The organism is Archangium sp. Cb G35 (genome assembly GCF_001896145.1).
Lineage (GTDB): Bacteria > Myxococcota > Myxococcia > Myxococcales > Myxococcaceae > Archangium > Archangium violaceum.
Genome location: NZ_MPOI01000004.1, coordinates 339,609 through 355,673 on the forward strand (window position 1 = coordinate 339,609; position 16,065 = coordinate 355,673).

11 protein-coding genes are annotated in these 16,065 nt (G+C 66.3%); 6 read left to right on the top strand and 5 right to left on the bottom strand.

What is annotated here, in order from left to right; translation table 11 throughout:
• Positions 1–114: 114 nt before the first annotated feature.
• Positions 115–2,127 (bottom strand): membrane dipeptidase, encoded by a 2,013-nt coding sequence (locus tag BO221_RS14875; RefSeq protein ID WP_073561101.1) that lies wholly within the window; start codon positions 2,125–2,127, stop codon positions 115–117.
• Between the two features lie 177 nt (positions 2,128–2,304).
• Here BO221_RS14875 and BO221_RS14880 point away from each other — a divergent pair, with 177 nt between their 5' ends.
• The 6 genes from BO221_RS14880 to BO221_RS14905 all read left to right on the top strand — a co-directional run bounded on the left by BO221_RS14880 (position 2,305) and on the right by BO221_RS14905 (position 11,613).
• Positions 2,305–4,098 (top strand): matrixin family metalloprotease, encoded by a 1,794-nt coding sequence (locus BO221_RS14880; protein ID WP_198956120.1) that lies wholly within the window; start codon positions 2,305–2,307, stop codon positions 4,096–4,098.
• Positions 4,099–4,338: 240 nt separating this feature from the next.
• The gene (locus BO221_RS14885; protein ID WP_233166009.1) at positions 4,339–6,300 is read left to right on the top strand and encodes a HEAT repeat domain-containing protein; all 1,962 of its coding nucleotides are present in this window, start codon (positions 4,339–4,341) and stop codon (positions 6,298–6,300) included.
• Between the two features lie 227 nt (positions 6,301–6,527).
• Complete coding sequence (locus BO221_RS14890; RefSeq protein WP_073561104.1) at positions 6,528–7,676, top strand: hypothetical protein; 1,149 nt, start codon at positions 6,528–6,530, stop codon at positions 7,674–7,676.
• Positions 7,677–7,953: 277 nt separating this feature from the next.
• The gene (locus BO221_RS14895; RefSeq protein WP_073561105.1) at positions 7,954–9,057 is read left to right on the top strand and encodes a Hint domain-containing protein; all 1,104 of its coding nucleotides are present in this window, start codon (positions 7,954–7,956) and stop codon (positions 9,055–9,057) included.
• Between the two features lie 101 nt (positions 9,058–9,158).
• On the top strand, positions 9,159–9,947 hold the full coding sequence (locus tag BO221_RS14900) for a hypothetical protein (protein WP_073561106.1): 789 nt from the start codon (positions 9,159–9,161) through the stop codon (positions 9,945–9,947).
• A 52-nt stretch (positions 9,948–9,999) separates the two neighbouring features.
• On the top strand, positions 10,000–11,613 hold the full coding sequence (locus BO221_RS14905) for a S8 family peptidase (RefSeq protein ID WP_073561107.1): 1,614 nt from the start codon (positions 10,000–10,002) through the stop codon (positions 11,611–11,613).
• A 57-nt stretch (positions 11,614–11,670) separates the two neighbouring features.
• Here BO221_RS14905 and BO221_RS14910 read toward each other — a convergent pair whose 3' ends face one another.
• The 4 genes from BO221_RS14910 to BO221_RS14925 all read right to left on the bottom strand — a co-directional run bounded on the left by BO221_RS14910 (position 11,671) and on the right by BO221_RS14925 (position 15,972).
• Positions 11,671–13,155, bottom strand: coding sequence for a hypothetical protein (locus BO221_RS14910; RefSeq protein WP_233166036.1), 1,485 nt, complete (start codon positions 13,153–13,155; stop codon positions 11,671–11,673).
• 147 nt (positions 13,156–13,302) lie between these two features.
• Positions 13,303–14,010 (bottom strand): hypothetical protein, encoded by a 708-nt coding sequence (locus tag BO221_RS14915; RefSeq protein ID WP_073561109.1) that lies wholly within the window; start codon positions 14,008–14,010, stop codon positions 13,303–13,305.
• Between the two features lie 41 nt (positions 14,011–14,051).
• The gene (locus BO221_RS14920; RefSeq protein WP_073561110.1) at positions 14,052–14,816 is read right to left on the bottom strand and encodes a hypothetical protein; all 765 of its coding nucleotides are present in this window, start codon (positions 14,814–14,816) and stop codon (positions 14,052–14,054) included.
• A gap of 73 nt (positions 14,817–14,889) precedes the next feature.
• Positions 14,890–15,972 (bottom strand): hypothetical protein, encoded by a 1,083-nt coding sequence (locus BO221_RS14925; protein WP_073561111.1) that lies wholly within the window; start codon positions 15,970–15,972, stop codon positions 14,890–14,892.
• Positions 15,973–16,065: the final 93 nt, after the last annotated feature.

The following is a 16,065-nucleotide window of genomic DNA, read 5'->3' on the forward strand; positions in this document are numbered from 1 at the left end:
GATTTCTTCGGAAGAGGAGGAATTCAATTTAAAGGATAAATTTCCGCCAATCCAGTGCCCAGCTCATTTTTTTGATCTTCACCGGAAATCAAGAAGCGCCCTTGGAGTCCACGCTCAGGTGCAGGTGGAGTTCCAGCCGCACCAGCCGGAGAGGCACTCGGTGCCGGTGAAGCACGAGGTACCGGCCGGCTTCTTCTTCAGGCACAGGCTGGTCCAACCCCAGTCGCAGTATTGGTTGGACGCGCAATCAGAATCCCAATTGCAGAGGCAGGTGCCGGCGAAGTCGCAGTCATTCTCGGAGCAGGTGCCGCTGGCGCACTGCGCGTTGACCTCGCAATCCTGGCCCACCACGCGGGCGTTGGGGGCATAGCGCTCGCCACACACCATGGGGTACTGCGCCTCGCGGGTGGACTTCTCCACGTAGGCCGCCACGCCACTGGTGTCGATGTCCGTGGCCGCGTTGGCCATGCCCGTACGCGGAGCCAGGCCGCGCTCCCACGTGCGCAGGAAGGACTCCGAGGAGCCCTCGAGGCCCGTGGTGTTGGCCCCCAGGTTCTTGAGGTCACGCAGCAGATCCGGCAGCAGGCCCACGTGCGCCAGGCCGTACTCGTCGAAGTCCGTGCCCAGGCGCGCGGGCCCGGAGGTGCGCTGCTGCTTGGCCTGCGCGTCCGCCTCGGCCTGGAAGCCCGCCGAGCACGCTCCATACGGTCCGAAGCGCGGCCGCGTCTGCTGGATGAAGCCGTTGAAATCCGCGCCGAACGCCATGGGCACCTTCAGCCCCTGGCGGCCAAACTCGTACGCCTGCGCGAAGGAGCGCGTCGAGCCATGGCAGGTGTTGGCCACCGCCGTCCGCGTGTACGTCCGCATCTCGTCGGGCGCCGTGCGCAGACCGAAGATGCCGCCCGTCTGCCGCAGGTAGCCCACCACCCACGCCGGCGTCGTCTTCTCCTCGGCGGCCACCTTCGGGGCCACCACCTCGCGGAAGTGGCCGTGCGAGATGTAGAGCGGGTAGTAGCTGTTGGTCTTCGCCAGGGCGAAGGCGTCCTGCACCGAGCGCTCGGACATGTGCGCCATGTCGATGAGCATGCCCTTGGCCATCATCTCCTGCACCAGCGCCTTGCCCTCCGCGGTGAGTCCCTTGGTGTTGCGGCAGTTGCCCGCCGCGTCCCGGGCCACGTCGAAGCCCAGCGTGAAGCCGTTGCCCGTGACGCCGCAGTCGTAGTCGATGTGGCAGTTCTCCATGAACTGCGCGACATGGAAGATGGCGTTGTGCATCGCCGCGCCGCCAAAGCGGTTGTCCAACTGGTGCACCGGCTGCAACGAGCGCACCCCCAGCGAGTAGAAGCGGTTGAGCTCCGAGCGCCAGTCCCTCGTGCCGAACAGCTTGCTCACCTCGATGGAGAGCACGATGGCCAGTTTGCCGGCCCCGATGATCTGCCGCGCGTGCGCGGGTGACAGGGCGATCTCCGCCCAGTCCGTGCGCGCGTCGAAGTCACGCGCCATCTGCAACTGCACCTCGACATCCGCCATCTCGTCGCAGGGGCGGTTGAGGTTCTGGTAGGGCAGCGCATTGCACAGGAAGCCGTTGCTCACCAGGGACACCGTCACCAGGGACATGCCTCCCTGGTGCGCCTGCCGCAGCCACCCCTCCCACGACTGCTGGTGGGCGATGGTGTCCCAGCGCGGCCACTGCGTGTTCACCTGCTTGCGGCCCAGGTGCAGCCCGGTGTCTCCATCCGTCCCCTCCACCATGCCAATGGCCTCCGAGGCCACCGCGCCCCCAATGCTGAACAGCTCCTTCAGCAATGGCACGTTGCTGAGGTCCACGTTCCCATGGTTGGGGCACAGCTTGAGCATGTTGCTCAGGTCCATGCGCACCCGGGCGTGGTCACTCTCGGGCTCGCCTCCGTCACAGTTCACCAGCGTGCCGGTGTGGCTGCCATGGAACCAGCCGCCACCGAAAGCCTCCTCGGCGAACATGTGGTGGTGCAGCTCGGCGAAGCCCGGCACCGCTGCCTTCTGCTCGATGGCGGCGGCCGGCTCGAGCGCCGTTGGCTCCTCCGCCACCGGGGTGCAGGCCTGAAGCAATGCGAACGCGGACAACAGGGGCAATGGATGCCGGACCATACGAGACAACTCCTTTCGGGAGGGGGGCGGCGCATACCACTGCCTGCGCCTGAAATATTCAAGCCAGAGAACCTTGTAATTATCGGAAACTTGCTTTTTCTCGGTTTAATCTGTATTTCCGCAGTGTCAGTAGAATGCGTCTGGCTTTCACCCAAACGCCGAAAAGGACGACCTCGAATGAGAAATCTCCGCCTCGCTGCCGCACTCGCAGGGCTCACCGCACTGGCCGCCACGGGATGTAGCGGTCCCGAGGAGCAGCTCGATCCCGGACCGGTGGGCCAGGACATCACCTGGGAGGAGTTCCGCGCTCAGGCCTACGTCGATCCCGAGGGAGTCTTCATCGTCGATGGAGACGTCGCCCTTTACGACGAGACGCGGCTGCGCGAGTACTTCGAGCGGTACGTGAAGAGCGGGCAGCTCATGGTGCACACCTCGGGGGGCGTGGACGCGAAGTGGAACGACACGCAGAAGCGCAATCTCACCTACTGCGTGAGCACCTCCAGCTTCAACAGCATCGAATACGGCCTCGTGGTGCAGGCCCTCTCGGACGCGACCTCCGCCTGGGAGGCCGTGGCCAACGTCAACTTCGTCCACGAGAGCGGCCAGGACACCTCCTGTACCGCCAGCAACACCAACGTCGTCTTCGACGTGCGGCAGATGAACAGCGATGGCCAGTACTACGCGCGCTCCTTCTTCCCGAACACGCCCCGCGGCGATCGCAACATCCTCATCGACCCGCTCGCCTTCGGGCCCCTCGCCCCCCCGCTCTCCCTGACGGGCCTGCTGCGCCACGAACTGGGGCACGTGCTCGGCTTCGGACACGAGCACATCCGCCCCGAGTCCGGCGCGGCCACCCTCCCGGGCTGCGCCGAGGCCGCCCCCTGGCGCGCGCTCACCACCTATGACCCGGGTTCAGTGATGCACTTCCCGAGCTGCAATGGCACCGGGAACTGGTCCTTCACGCTCACCACCCTGGACGCACAGGGTGCCGCCGCCCTCTATGGTCAGCCCGGCACCCAGGAGCCCCCCGGCCCTGGTCCCGGCACCCCGACGGCCGAGACGGCCAGCGGCATGCTGGAGCTGGGGCAGGACGCCCACCACGGTCCCTACGACGTGGTCCCCAACTCCTATTTCAAGGTGGTGATGACGGGCTCGGGCAATCCAGACCTGTACGTGAGCTTCGGCTCGGCTCCCACGGACACCGGTTTCTACTGCCGCCCTGGTACCTCCACCGCCTCCGAGACGTGCAACGTGCTCGTCCCCCCCAACCAGACCAAGGCCCACGTCATGGTGAAGGGACTCACCCCCGCCAGCTACGCCCTGGACATCACCTACCTCAAGCCCTCCACCGGCGGCCCGACCCTCGAGACGGCCAATGGCAGCCTGTCCTCGTCGGCTCCGAACGCCTACCACGGGCCCTATGACGTGATCGCCGGCACCTACTTCAAGGTGGCGATGACCGGTACGGGCAACCCGAACCTGTACGTGAACTTCGGCACCACCCCCACCACCAACAGCTTCTACTGCCGCCCGTTGATCTCCGGTGCCACCGAGACGTGTGACGTGCTCGTCCCCGAGGGCCAGACCAAGGCGTACATCATGGTGAAGAGCAGCAGCACCGCCACCTATTCGCTCAACATCACCTACACCAAACCCAGCGCCACCGGAGGTCCGGCCTCCGCGGCGGTCAATGGCTCGCTGTCCTCGGGGCAGAGCGCCAACCACGGCCCCTATGACGTGATCACCAACTCCTACTTCAAGGTGGTGATGACGGGCTCGGGCAACCCGGACCTGTACGTGAGCTTCGGCACCGCTCCCACCACCAACAGCTTCTACTGCCGCCCTGCCGTCTCTGGCGCCTCGGAGACGTGCAACGTGCTCGTCCCCCCCAACGAGACCAAGGCCTACGTCATGGTGAAGGGCGTCAACAGCTCCACCTACGCCCTGGACATCACCTACACCCGGCCGTGACTCCGGCCCCGGGGGGGGACGAGGGGCCTCCACCCCACGACCCCCCTGGCTGGCGGTCTTCCGCGCCTCGGCGCCTACCTCGCGCACCCGCCCGTGCAATAGAATCCGCCCCCGTCCGTCTTCCCCACTAACGGTGAAACCGTGGTAAACGGGGAAAATCGTCGTACAGGTGCCACGGAGCTACAGGTGCCGCAGCGCTCAGGAGCGTCCATGTCTGGGAAGCACTCACGTATCATCCTGATGTCGATCTCGCTTGTCCTGCTGGGCGGGCTCGGCGCCTGGTGGGCCATGAGGCCCGCGCAGCCCGTCCAGACGGAGGAGGCGGCACGTCCCGCCCAGCCCGCGGCCGCTCCACAGCAGCAGGCCGCCGCCCCCACGCCGAGCCAGCCCGCCCAGAAGACGGCGGACGGCACCCGCGCCTGGGTCCCCGGAACGCTCTTCCGCTACACCCTGGGCGCCGACCAGCGCATCTCCTTCCGGAAGAAGCAGGCCAACGCGCAGACCATGCCGGAGATGAAGTTCAACCTCCAGGGTGAGTGGAACGTGGGCGTCGTCTCCGCCACGTCCGATCGCGTCGACGCCCGGGTGCAGCTCAAGCTCTCCACCCTCTCCGTCCTCGTCGAGGGCAACGCGGTGGCGCCCGACGCCCGCAACGCCATGCACACGGCCCTCGAGCTCCCCTTCTTCATCTCCATGGACAAGACGGGCACGGTGATGCTCACCCACTTCGAGAAGAGCGTGGACTCGCTGGTGCGCGGCATCCACCGCTCCCTCGTGGCGAGCTCCCAGTTCGTGGTGACCGGCGTCCCCCAGGACACCTGGAAGACCGAGGAGCTCGACACCACCGGCCGCTTCAAGGCCGAGTACGCGCGCCTCAACCCCGAGCGCTTCGAGAAGACCAAGAAGGACTACACCCACCTCATCACGCCCCAGGGCCTCGAGCCCCTGGATACGAAGATCATCATCAAGGTGCGCTCGAGCGCCACCTTCGAGCTGGAGAAGGATCTGTGGCCCCGCTCCGTGGACGCCTCGGAGCTGCTGGACGTGGACGCGGGTGAGCAGGCGATCGCCGCCATCTACGAGAACTCCATGCGCCTGCGCCTGACGCAGCGCATGTACGATCCTTCCCTGTTCAACTCCTTCAAGTCGCGCCAGGCCGAGCTGAGCTCCGCGCCCATGTCCAGCTTCGCCGGTGTGCAGCAGGATCCGATGGATCAGTACCGGCAGGTGCTGGGCGGAAAGAACTTCGACGCGCTGGTGAAGGATCTGCGCTCGCTCCCGGCGGATCCGGAGGAGCGGGACGACGCGCGGACCCGGGCCCTGGAGCAGCTGCGCGCGCTCTTCATGCTCCAGCCCGGCGAGGCCCTGAAGGTCCCGGAAATCATCCGCGGCGGAATGGATCCGCTCGCGGCCAGCCCCATGCTCGGCGCGCTCTCCGCCGCCAGCACCAAGGAGGCCATCCAGTCGCTGGTGTCCGTCAGCGGTGATGGCTCCATCCCCCACGACATCCGCATGGACTCCGTGGCCGCCCTGGGAATGGCCGGCGAGCCCAACCGCCAGGGCGTGGACGCGCTGCGCGACCTCTCCCGGAATCCGGATGCGATGCTGCGCGACACCGCCACCCTGGGGCTCGGCAACGCCGCCTTCCAGATGGGGGACAACCAGCAGCAGCAGCGTGACGCGGAGGCGCTCGTCTACGAGCTGACCAACGGCTACCAATCGGCCTCCACCCCGGAAGCGCAGGCCCTGGCCCTCCGGGCCCTGGGCAACACCCGCTCCCCCAACACGATGTCCACCATCCAGCAGGCGCTCGGCTCGCCCAACCCGCAGCTGCGCGTGGCCGCCATCGAGGCGCTGCGCAACGTGCCCACCCCCGACGCCGACCAGCTCATCTCCCAGTACCTCGTCGCGGATCCTGCCCCCGAGGTCCGCCGCGCCGCCGTCTTCGCCTCTGGCTTCCGTCTCCTGCCGCCCCTGCTCCCCGCGCTGGGGCAGGCCCTGCGCACGGATGCCGCGGATGGCGTCCGCATCGACATCATCCGCCTCCTGGGCGCTCAGCGCGCCGTGTACCCCCAGGTGATGATGCTGCTCTCCTGGTCCGCCCAGAACGATCCCAACCCGGAACTCCGCCAGGCGGCTCTCATGTTCGTCAACACGCCCACCACCCCCGTCAACCCGCAGGCGGCCCCCGCCACGCCCTAGACGCTCCTCGTCATTCCTTTGCGTCTCCCGAACCGCCGGCCCCCGTGCCGGCGGTTTTTATTTCCCCGTTGGAACTTTCAAGGGTGAGCAAAACATATCGCCTCGAAGGACATATCAAGTCATAGGTGAAACCGCATTCCTTGGAAAAAGTGAATTGGTGGGCTTCTCATCCACCCGCACTCCGGGTAATAGTCTCATTCCCCGCTGACGGGAATTGGAGACTTTCCATGTTCAAGACTGTTTTTCGCGCCGCCGCGCTGATGGCCGTGGTCGTACCGACCCTGGCCGCCGCCCAGTACACGGATCCGACTGGCACCTACGTGGTGGAGCAGAAGTATCCGGCCGCCACGTATCCCTCCAGCTACGTGATGAACAACACGGTGTCCTGGGACACCAGCATCGTCCCGTTCAGCGCGGCCCGGGCCTATACGACGCCCGAGCAGGACACGGTCGTCAATGACGAGTCGCGCATCCTGAACGCGCCCGTGTACTTCGACTTCTCGGATGGTCTGCGCGACGTGGACTACCTGCAGAAGGTCATCCCGGAGGCCAACACGCAGTGGGTGCCGGTCCCCACCCAGACGCAGCCGAGCACCCAGACGGCGCAGGTCTTCGAGAAGAGCTTCGACCGCAACGAGAAGTTCGGTAACAACCTCTTCGGCGGCGGCTACGCCATCAACGCCTACATCAAGGCCACCACGGCCACCACCAGCGCTCCCAAGAAGGTCGAGGCGCTCGGTGAGGGATATGTGTATGGCAAGGCCTTCAACGTGGAGAAGGAGATCGTCCGCGGCCGCGCCTATATCAGCGGCCAGCAGGGCGGCAGCAACACCGGCACCGCCGCGCTGTATGCCCTCGGCCAGCAGGTCTGGTCCGCCAACCTGACCTATACGTTCTCTCCCGCGCCCATCAACTGGAGCCGCACCTTCTTCAGCGTCTCCAAGACGTTCATGATCGGCCCCGTGCCGGTGACGGTGTCTGCCTCCCTCTCCGGTGGTGTCCGCCTGTCCGTCACGGGTGAGGTCACCCCGACGGTGGCCCGCCTGACCGTGAACGCGGGTGGCTTCGCCAACGTCAGCGCCTCGGCCGGCATCAACATCGTGATCGCCAGCTTCGGCGTGTCCTGCGACCTGCGCCTGGTCAACGTCAACCTGCCCACCACGGGCGAGCTCTTCTGGCCGCTCTGCTCTCTCAACTGGAAGCTCAAGTCCGACCTCCAGCTGAACTACTTGGCCGGTACGCTGCAGGGCTTCGTCAAGGTGAAGATCCTCTTCTTCAAGAAGACCTGGAAGGTCACCATCGCTTCCTGGCCGGGCTTCACGAAGAACTTCAGCCTGCTCAACCTCTACGGTTCGCTCAACCTCGGCATCTGCTGATTCCTGTCGCACCGGGCCGCCGTCCGCCGGCTGGCCCGCAACGACAAACGGCTCCGCTCCCGCGGGGCCGTTTTTTTTTACCGGGGTCGCAAGACATCACCCGGTAAATCGTGCATAATCCTGTATCAGCGACTACTGGGCAAGGTGTCTGCTCCGCGGGTTCGAGAAGTCGAGTCCACCGGGGAGCGCTCGGGAGACTCGTGTGCCGCGCATGAAGCGGGCATGGCAAGCAGGGGGCTGCCCGGCAAAGGGGCAAGGCCACCGGTGAGGAGTCCGAATGATTCGAAAAATCTTGGGTGGCATGGTCATCTCGGCGGCGGCGGCGGTACTGCTGCCGGCGCAGGCGCAGGCGCAGGTCATCATCTCGACCCGCTGCACCACCGACAATCTGGACACGAACGCGAAGGCGGAAGCGCGCGTGGAGTGGGCGCGCAAGTGCGGAACCATCCAGAACGTGGGTGACCCGGCCGCCTGGTACGACACGGCCCTGAGCGCCGCGACCGGCGGGACGCTGAAGGACTATCTGGAGTCGGATGTTGCCCGCAATCCAGACGGAGAAGGCGCGTTCACCGGCCCGGGCTATGGCTTCAAGGTGAACTACAGCGCCATGTTCGCCGTGTACCTGTCCGGCCCCACCTATCAGTCGCAGGACGCCCGCGGGTTCTACTTCTGGTGGCGCGATGCGTGGCGCAAGAAGGGCCGGGCGCTCTACCCCACCTTCAGCACCTCGACGGATATCGAGGCCACCGACAACATCCAGCTCTTCCCCCACCCCTCGCTGGCGGACTGCCGGCTCTACCTCGACAAGAACGGCACGCAGCCGGCCACCACGCCCTTCCATGTGAACGGCTACTGCGAGTCCGCCTGCTACACCCCGGAGCAGAAGGTCCTCTTCTCGGATGGGTACATGCCCATCGTCGACGCGCTCGAGGGGCTGAAGGAGGATCTGATCACCCTCTCCCCCAACGCCACGCTCGACAACCTCGAGCTGCAGCAGAACCGCACCTACAGCTACACGAAGGAGATCCGCGACGCGGAGCACAACATCTTCGTGATCAGCACGCGGTCCGGTGGCCAGCTGCGCGTCACCCACGAGCACCCCATCATCAACGGCGAGGGCCGGATGGTGCAGGCGCAGACCCTCAAGGTGGGCGATGACCTGGTGAAGGTGGACGGCACGCTGGATCCCATCGTGGACATCCAGAAGACCACCCACTACGGCCGGGTCTACAACATCGCCCCGGTGACGACGGACCTGGTGTCCAACGTGCTGGTGGCGGAGGGCTACCTGGTGGGCTCCGTGCGCTACCAGAACGACGAGGTGGCCTACATCAACCGGATCATCCTCTACCGGGGAGTTCCGGCCGAGATCATCCCGTAGCCATCCGTCTCGTGACAACCCGTCCGGTGATGCCGGCCCCGAGCGGGCCGGCGTCCCCGGGAGTCCGCCCTGGCATCCGCTCTCGTGAGGTTCGAAGTCCGATGAAGTCATCCAAGAACATGCTCGTGCTCGCGGGCCTCGGGGTGCTCGTGCTCACCGCGATGCTGCTCGCCCGGGAAGACGCGCCAGAGGCGCCCGTGCGCGAGGCCACCGCCCCGGCACCGGCGGCGCCCTCCAGGCCCGCGCCCGCGGAACAGGCGCGGCCCGCCGCTCCCCTGCCGAAACCTCCCGAGCTGCTGGCCGCCCCCGAGGAGCTCCCCGGTGAGGAGGGAGAGCACGGGGAGTTCACCACCAACACCGACGTGGTGAAGCAGAAGATCTTCAAGACGGAGCCCCGGCTCGCGCAGTTCGACTACTTCCGCGAGCACGTCCTGCTCGACTCCAACGGCCGCAAGGACTACCAGGCGCTGCTGGCCGACCGGAGCATGTATGAGCAGACGCGAAGCGCGCTGAGCCACCCCGGGGACGGCAAGGACTCGATGGAGTCCAACGTCAAGCGCCTGATGCGGATCGACTATCTGCGCGAGGCGCTCTCGTGGAAGGAGAACCCCGAGCGGCCGCACCTGCTCTCCACGCTGGAGGGCATCATCCTCGAGGACTCCTTCGAGCCGGGGATGGATCCAGAGGTGAAGCGCTCGCTGGCGGCGACGAAGTTCGAGCTCTTCGAGCTCCTCTACAAACAGGATCCCGAGCGCGCCAGGGCCCTGGTGGGCACCGCCCGGGGAACGCGGCTCGAGAAGCTCATGGAGTACATCGTCACGCGCACCCAGCGGATCGTGGCGAAGGAGCAGGAATTGAGCCTCCAGGCACAGCGGACCGGCACGCCTTGAGGAGAGAAGCCCCCACCTTGCAACCCGTTTGAATCCAGAAAGAGGAAAGACGATGCGATACTTGAAGGGACTGTTGGTGACGGCTGGCATGGCCCTGGCGGCGGGCAGCGCGATGGCGGCCCAGCCCCAGGAGGCGCAGCCCCAGGAGCCGGAGGCCGTCGCGCCAGCGATCCAGGGCAAGTTCTTCCGGGCGAAGACGGGCCGGGCCGTGATGGGCGAGTACATCGTCCTCCTGAAGGACAAGCCCGCCCGCGCGCTGCATTCCGTGGACAGGGACGGGAACGAGTTCGCCCGGCTGCATGGGGTGGAGATCGTCCGCACGTACGAGCACGCCTTCCGCGGCTTCCTCATGCGCGCCACCGAGGCCCAGGCCCAGGCGCTGGCCGGACATCCCCGGGTCGAGTCCGTGGAGGAGAACGCCATCGCCATGGTCGCCGGCGGCATCCAGTCGAGCCCGCCGTGGAACCTGGATCGCATCGATCAGTCGTCCCGCTCGCTCGACAACGCCTACGCCTACGACGATGCGACCGACGTCCACGTGTATCTCGTGGACACGGGCATCACGGAGTACAACAGCGAGTTCAGCCCCGATGGCTGGTCCAGCCGCGTGGATACGGTCTACAACTACTTCGGTGACGGCAACGCGGACGGTGCGTCTGGCATGGGCCATGGCACCTTCGTCGCGGGCATCATCGGAGGCACGACGTATGGCGTAGCCAAGCAGGTCAAGATGCACTCCGTGAAGGTGATGAACAACTCCGGCCTCATGACGACCGACAGCATCAACGCGGGCCTGAACTGGCTCGTGGCCAATGCCCAGACGCCGGCCGTCGTCAACATGAGCGTCAACGCGAACGTGAGCAACGCGCTCACCACCGCGGCCGCCACCCTGGCGGACAAGCCGGGAATCGTCCTCGTGTCGGCGGCGGGCAACGCGATCGTGACGTTGCCAGGAGGCGCGTACGAGGGTGTCGACGCCTGCAGCGTCTCGCCCAACAACACCCCCGCCAAGAAGATCATCGTGGTGGGCGCGACGGACAGGAACGACGTGCGGATGCACCCCGACAACAGCTACGCGGCCTCCGCGATCTATTCCAACTACGGCCCCTGCGTGGACATCTTCGCCCCGGGCGTGGACATCCGCTCGGTGACCAAGGATGGAGTCGACGCCCTCGGTAGCGGCACCTCGTTCGCCGCGCCGCACGTGTCTGGCATGGCGGCGATCCTCCTGTCCAAGGGCGTTGCTCCCGCCAACGTCAAGCAGCAGCTGATCACCGACAGCCTCCCCGGCCTCGTCGGCAACCCCGGTACCGGCTCGCCCAACCGGCTCCTGCACAAGCGGCCCGATGCCACCCGGCTCAACAACGGTGTCGCGCAGTCCATCTCCGGCGCCGCGGCAAGCATCAAGAACTTCGTGCTCGCCGTCCCGCCGAGCTCGGCCTCGAGGACGCTGACCATCAACATCTCCGGTGGCTCGGGTGACGCGGACCTCTACGTGCGTGCCGGAGCCATTCCGGAGACGCACGCCTACAACTGCCGTCCGCTGCGCGCCGGAAACAACGAGACCTGCACCTTCAGCCTCGGCGCCTCCTCGGTGACGGTCGACTGGTACGTGCAGGTGCGCGGCTACAGCGCCTACAGCACCACGCTGAAGGGCCAGTACTGAACCACCCTGCCCTCCCAAAGGCTCCCGTCCAAGGCGGGAGCCTTTTTCATTCGCGGGTTACGGGCCGAAGCCCACGGTGCGGACCGGCGTCAGCCGCAAGGTGGTGGTCCCGTCGCCCAGGTTGCCCGCGTTGTTGAAGCCCCAGGCCCAGAGGGAGCCATCCTGCTTCACCACCAGCGAGTGGGTCTGGCCGTTGCCCGGGGAGAGGAAGCCGGAAAGGCCCGCCACCTGGCCCGGGAGCGACCGCCCGGTGGTCGTCCCGTTGCCGAGCTGGCCATCGCTGTTGCCGCCCCAGGTCCACACGGTGCCATCCGTCTTCACCGCCAACGTGTGGCTGAAGCCACCGGCCACGGCCTTCACGCCGCTGAGCGCTTGCACCGGCGTATAGCGATCGATGGTCGTCCCATCCCCGATCGCGCCGAAGCGGTTGTCACCCCACGCCCAAAGGGTGCCATCGCTCTTGACGGCCATGGACCGCCAGAAGGTGGCCGAGATGGCCGAGACACCGCTGAGGCCCACCACGCGCACGGGCGTCAGGCGGATGTTGGCCGTCGTCCCATCCCCGACCGCGCCCATGAAGTTACGGCCCCAGGCCCAGACGGTGCCGTCCGTCTTCAGCGCCACCGAGTGGTTGGTGCCACCGGCCACGGCCTTCACGCCGCTGAGGCCCACCACCTGCACGGGCGACACGCGATACGTCTCCGTCCCATCCCCGAGCGGGCCACACCAGTTGTCACCCCAGGACCAGACGGTGCCGTCGCTCTTCACCGCCAACGAGAAGCTGCCTCCCGCGCCAATGGCGATGACGTTGCTGAGCGCCATCACCCGCACCGGCGTGTATTGGCTGTTGGTCGTCCCGTTGCCGAGCTGGCCACTGGAGTTGTAGCCCCAGGTCCACACGGTGCCGTCCGTCTTCAGCGCCACCGTGTGGTAGTAGCCCACGGCGATCTGCTTGACGTCGCTGATGCCCGTCACCTGCACCGGCGAGGAGCGGCTGGTGGTCGTCCCATCCCCGATAGCGCCAAAGAGGCCCTCACCCCAACCCCAGACCTTGCCGTCCTGAGCCAGCGCCATCGAATGGTAGGGACCCCCCGCGACGGCGGTGGCACCGCAGTTCTCGGTGACGGTCCGGACAGCCGCCTGCGGGCTGTCCCAGCAGACGGTCCGGTTGCCCGCGCTGTCGATGACCATGGGCCATGCCTTCACCTCGAAGGTGCGCACGCCGCAGGTGACGCCCGTGGCACTGAAGTACCAGGAGCCATCGTTGGGATTGAGATCCGGCGGAGGATCCGCGTCGGGCCTGCGCTCGTCGGAGCTGCGCAGCGCGCCGTCCACCCGGTACTCCAGCCGGATCGCATTGGCGCCGCCGGCCACCGCCCACCTGCCACTGCCCGCCATCTCTCCCTGCCAGGTGCTTACCCCCGAGAGAGACAGCGAGCTGACGCTCAATCCGGAGCAGAGCGCCGCTTCATGAGCCCCCAGGGGCTCCCCGGCCGGGGGCGGCCCGGACTCCTCGAGGCCGCCACCACAGCCCCCCAGCATCAACAAACCACCCAACCAAAGACTGGCAACAGAACGGACCGCATCCCATTTCATCTGGAGTTCCTCCGAAAGCGGGTTTCGCTTCGGCTCCAGAATATTCCAATTTATCGAAATTCAACAGGGAGTGAAGTCACGCGGACACCGCGCTCAGAGCAGCTCACTGCAGAGCAGGTAGCAGTCGGTGTTGACCGAGCAGGGCTGGCCCATCTTCGGCGAGGTACCCGCGCAGACGGCCCCGCCGCGGACGAGCGGCTTGCAGTACCCGTTCGTGTTGGCATACCCGGCGCCGTAGAACGACCAGGACGTCTGGCTCTGGGAGACGTCACAGATCTGGCACCCGCTCGCGGGGTTGACGTACCCGTTGGAATAGGTCCTGCCGTTGATCTCGCACTTGCCCGGACAGGGCTCGGAGACGCTCCGGGTGATCGTCATGCTGGGATTGCTCGTGCACTTGCTCCAGGAGCCATCACTGGCGACGACCATGGGCCAGGCCGTCACCGTGAAGGTGCGCGTGCCGCAGGCGACAGCCGACTTGCTGAAGGACCAGGTCCCGGTGGCGCCGCCGCTCGCCCTCCCGCTCGAGGCCTCGACCCCGTCGATGTAGAACGCCACGAACGCCGCGTTGGCCGGGTAGGACACCGCGTAGGTTCCCGCCCCCGCCATCTCCCCCGCGTAGGTGCTGACTCCCGACAGGGTCAGGCTGGTAACGGCCGCGTTGGAGCACATGGCCGACTCGGCCACGCCGAGCGCCTCCGGCTCCATCGGCTCCGAGGAATCGGGCACGGGCCCGCAGGCCGCCAGCATCAACCCGGGCAACAGGACAGACAGCGAGAAACGGATGGGATTGCGAAGCATGGGAGCGTCCTCGAGGGATTGGGGAGGTCTGGAGTTGGAGCCTACTGTCCGCAGTAGAAGGTGGGGCTGGTCAGGATGGCCGTCTCCCTGCCCGCGCTGTCCACCGCCTTGACCTGATACTGCGTGGCCATGGAGTAGTACCCGCTGGTCGGGCAGTTGAAGAACTGGCTCCCGTGGCTCTGGCCCTGAACCCAGCCACCGCCGTTCGTCCTCCACCAGTAGGTGTAGCCGCCGGCGCCTCCTCCGGCGAACGCGTCACACCGGACGGTGGGAGACGTGGGCGGATTCGGGTAGCGCGAGCAGTACAGGGAGTTGAGCTGGGGCGTGCCACAGTCCTGGTAGATGCCGCGGGTGATCGTCCAGGGCGTGGAGCAGATCTCCTCGTTCCCGTTGCTGCTGATGTTCCGGGGGAAGGCCTTGATGACGACCGTGTGCGCGCCGCAGCTGACGTTGCTCCGGCTGTAGGACCACCGGCCATTCGTCTTGCCGGTGGCCGGATCCCAGGTGCCGTTGATCCGCTGCGTGTTGGGAGTGGTTTCGTTGTCGAACCAGAACTCCATGTAGACGGAGTTGGTGTTGGGCGAGACCGTCCAGGCCCCCGCCCCGGCGGCCACGCGATCGTAGGAGTCCAGGCCCTCCACGGTCAGGTTGGTCACGCTCATGAGGGAGCACATCGCCGACTCCCGGGTGCCCACCGCCTCCGCGCCGGCCGGAGCCAATCCCTCCTCGGGAACGCCGCCACAGGCGGACAGCATCAGCCCGGACAGCAGGGCGGCAACGGGAACGTGGATTGTCTTTCGCGGCATGGGGGATTCTCCTGGGAATCCCATTTATACCGGAAAAATACGAAATAGGCGATAGCGCTCCCGAAGCGGCGGCTCAGGGCGTGGAGGGATCGAAGGTGGAGATGCTCCACCCCATGCGCTCGTGGCCGGACCTGTTCCACACCGGGTTCTGCCCGTTGAGGAACTGGCTGTCGTTGAAGTCCGAAGCGCCCGAGCCCGAGCCATTACCGGAGGTGTTGATGCCGATGGTGCTGGAGCCGTAGTAGGTCGGGTGGGTGTTGTCCGACTGGATGTAGTCGTAGCTGGTGCTGGAGTTGGCGAGGTGCACGTTGGCGTCGCGGAGCGTGGAGCTCAGGGCGGTGAGGCGGTTGACGTAGCCGTCCTCGGACTCGCCCGAGCGGTAGCGGATGGCGTCGCGGTCGATCTGCCCGTCACCGTTGGAGTCGTAGTCGGCCCCCATGTACTCGGCGAAGGAGTCGGCGCACTTGAAGCCGTACTGCTGCGCCAGGTTGCAGGCCCGCCAGTTGCTCTTGAGCAGGTACGGCAGGAAGCGGGCGCGCTTGTTCACCCGGGTGCCCGTGGAGGAATCCGTGCAGTTGGTGAGCACGTTGTCCGCGTCGAAGCCCGGGTAGTAGATGTTGGCGATGATCTTCACCTTGGCCGTGGTGGCGTAGGTGTTGATGGCCTTCATGGACCGCTCCATCTGGAGGGTGCAGTTGAAGAGGGCCGAGTCCAGCTCGAAGTAGTTACACGTGCCCGTCTGCTGCATGAAGGCGGAGCGAGCCTGCAGGTAGTCGTTGCCACACATCTCGAACATCACCACGCGGGTGTTGCTCGCCTGCATGTACGAGCGCTCGGCGACGATCTTGTTGGTGTAGATGTCGTCGGCCCGGGCGCCGGACTTGGTGCGGCGGATGATCTCGATGTTGGCGTTCCACTTCGTGGACAGGTACTCGCCATCCACGTAGGGAGCGGCACGCCTGGCCACGCTGAAGGGGGCGCCGTTGTAGCCCGCGAAGATCGAGTCCCCATAGGCCACGACCCGGTAGGTCCCGGTCGCGTTGGGGCGATTGATGGTCCACGCGGTGTTCTGGTTGATGCTGCTGGCGGCGGCGCTACCGCCCATCAGCGTGACCACGGCGACCACGGCGCTCGACACCTGGGAACGAACGGACATGCCCTTCTCCTTTTCACTCCGCTTCCGCGACGGAAAGCACACCCCGTTCTACCCGGAGTGAAAAGGAATTTCGATGAAAAGCAGGATATGGAG

What these genes read in the sequence shown, in the direction of transcription:
- BO221_RS14875 (WP_073561101.1), bottom strand. Translation starts at nt 2,127, where the DNA reads ATGGTCCGGCATCCATTGCCCCTGTTGTCCGCGTTCGCATTGCTTCAG.
- BO221_RS14880 (WP_198956120.1), top strand. Translation starts at nt 2,305, where the DNA reads ATGAGAAATCTCCGCCTCGCTGCCGCACTCGCAGGGCTCACCGCACTG.
- BO221_RS14885 (WP_233166009.1), top strand. Translation starts at nt 4,339, where the DNA reads ATGTCGATCTCGCTTGTCCTGCTGGGCGGGCTCGGCGCCTGGTGGGCC.
- BO221_RS14890 (WP_073561104.1), top strand. Translation starts at nt 6,528, where the DNA reads ATGTTCAAGACTGTTTTTCGCGCCGCCGCGCTGATGGCCGTGGTCGTA.
- BO221_RS14895 (WP_073561105.1), top strand. Translation starts at nt 7,954, where the DNA reads ATGATTCGAAAAATCTTGGGTGGCATGGTCATCTCGGCGGCGGCGGCG.
- BO221_RS14900 (WP_073561106.1), top strand. Translation starts at nt 9,159, where the DNA reads ATGAAGTCATCCAAGAACATGCTCGTGCTCGCGGGCCTCGGGGTGCTC.
- BO221_RS14905 (WP_073561107.1), top strand. Translation starts at nt 10,000, where the DNA reads ATGCGATACTTGAAGGGACTGTTGGTGACGGCTGGCATGGCCCTGGCG.
- BO221_RS14910 (WP_233166036.1), bottom strand. Translation starts at nt 13,155, where the DNA reads ATGCTGGGGGGCTGTGGTGGCGGCCTCGAGGAGTCCGGGCCGCCCCCG.
- BO221_RS14915 (WP_073561109.1), bottom strand. Translation starts at nt 14,010, where the DNA reads ATGCTTCGCAATCCCATCCGTTTCTCGCTGTCTGTCCTGTTGCCCGGG.
- BO221_RS14920 (WP_073561110.1), bottom strand. Translation starts at nt 14,816, where the DNA reads ATGCCGCGAAAGACAATCCACGTTCCCGTTGCCGCCCTGCTGTCCGGG.
- BO221_RS14925 (WP_073561111.1), bottom strand. Translation starts at nt 15,972, where the DNA reads ATGTCCGTTCGTTCCCAGGTGTCGAGCGCCGTGGTCGCCGTGGTCACG.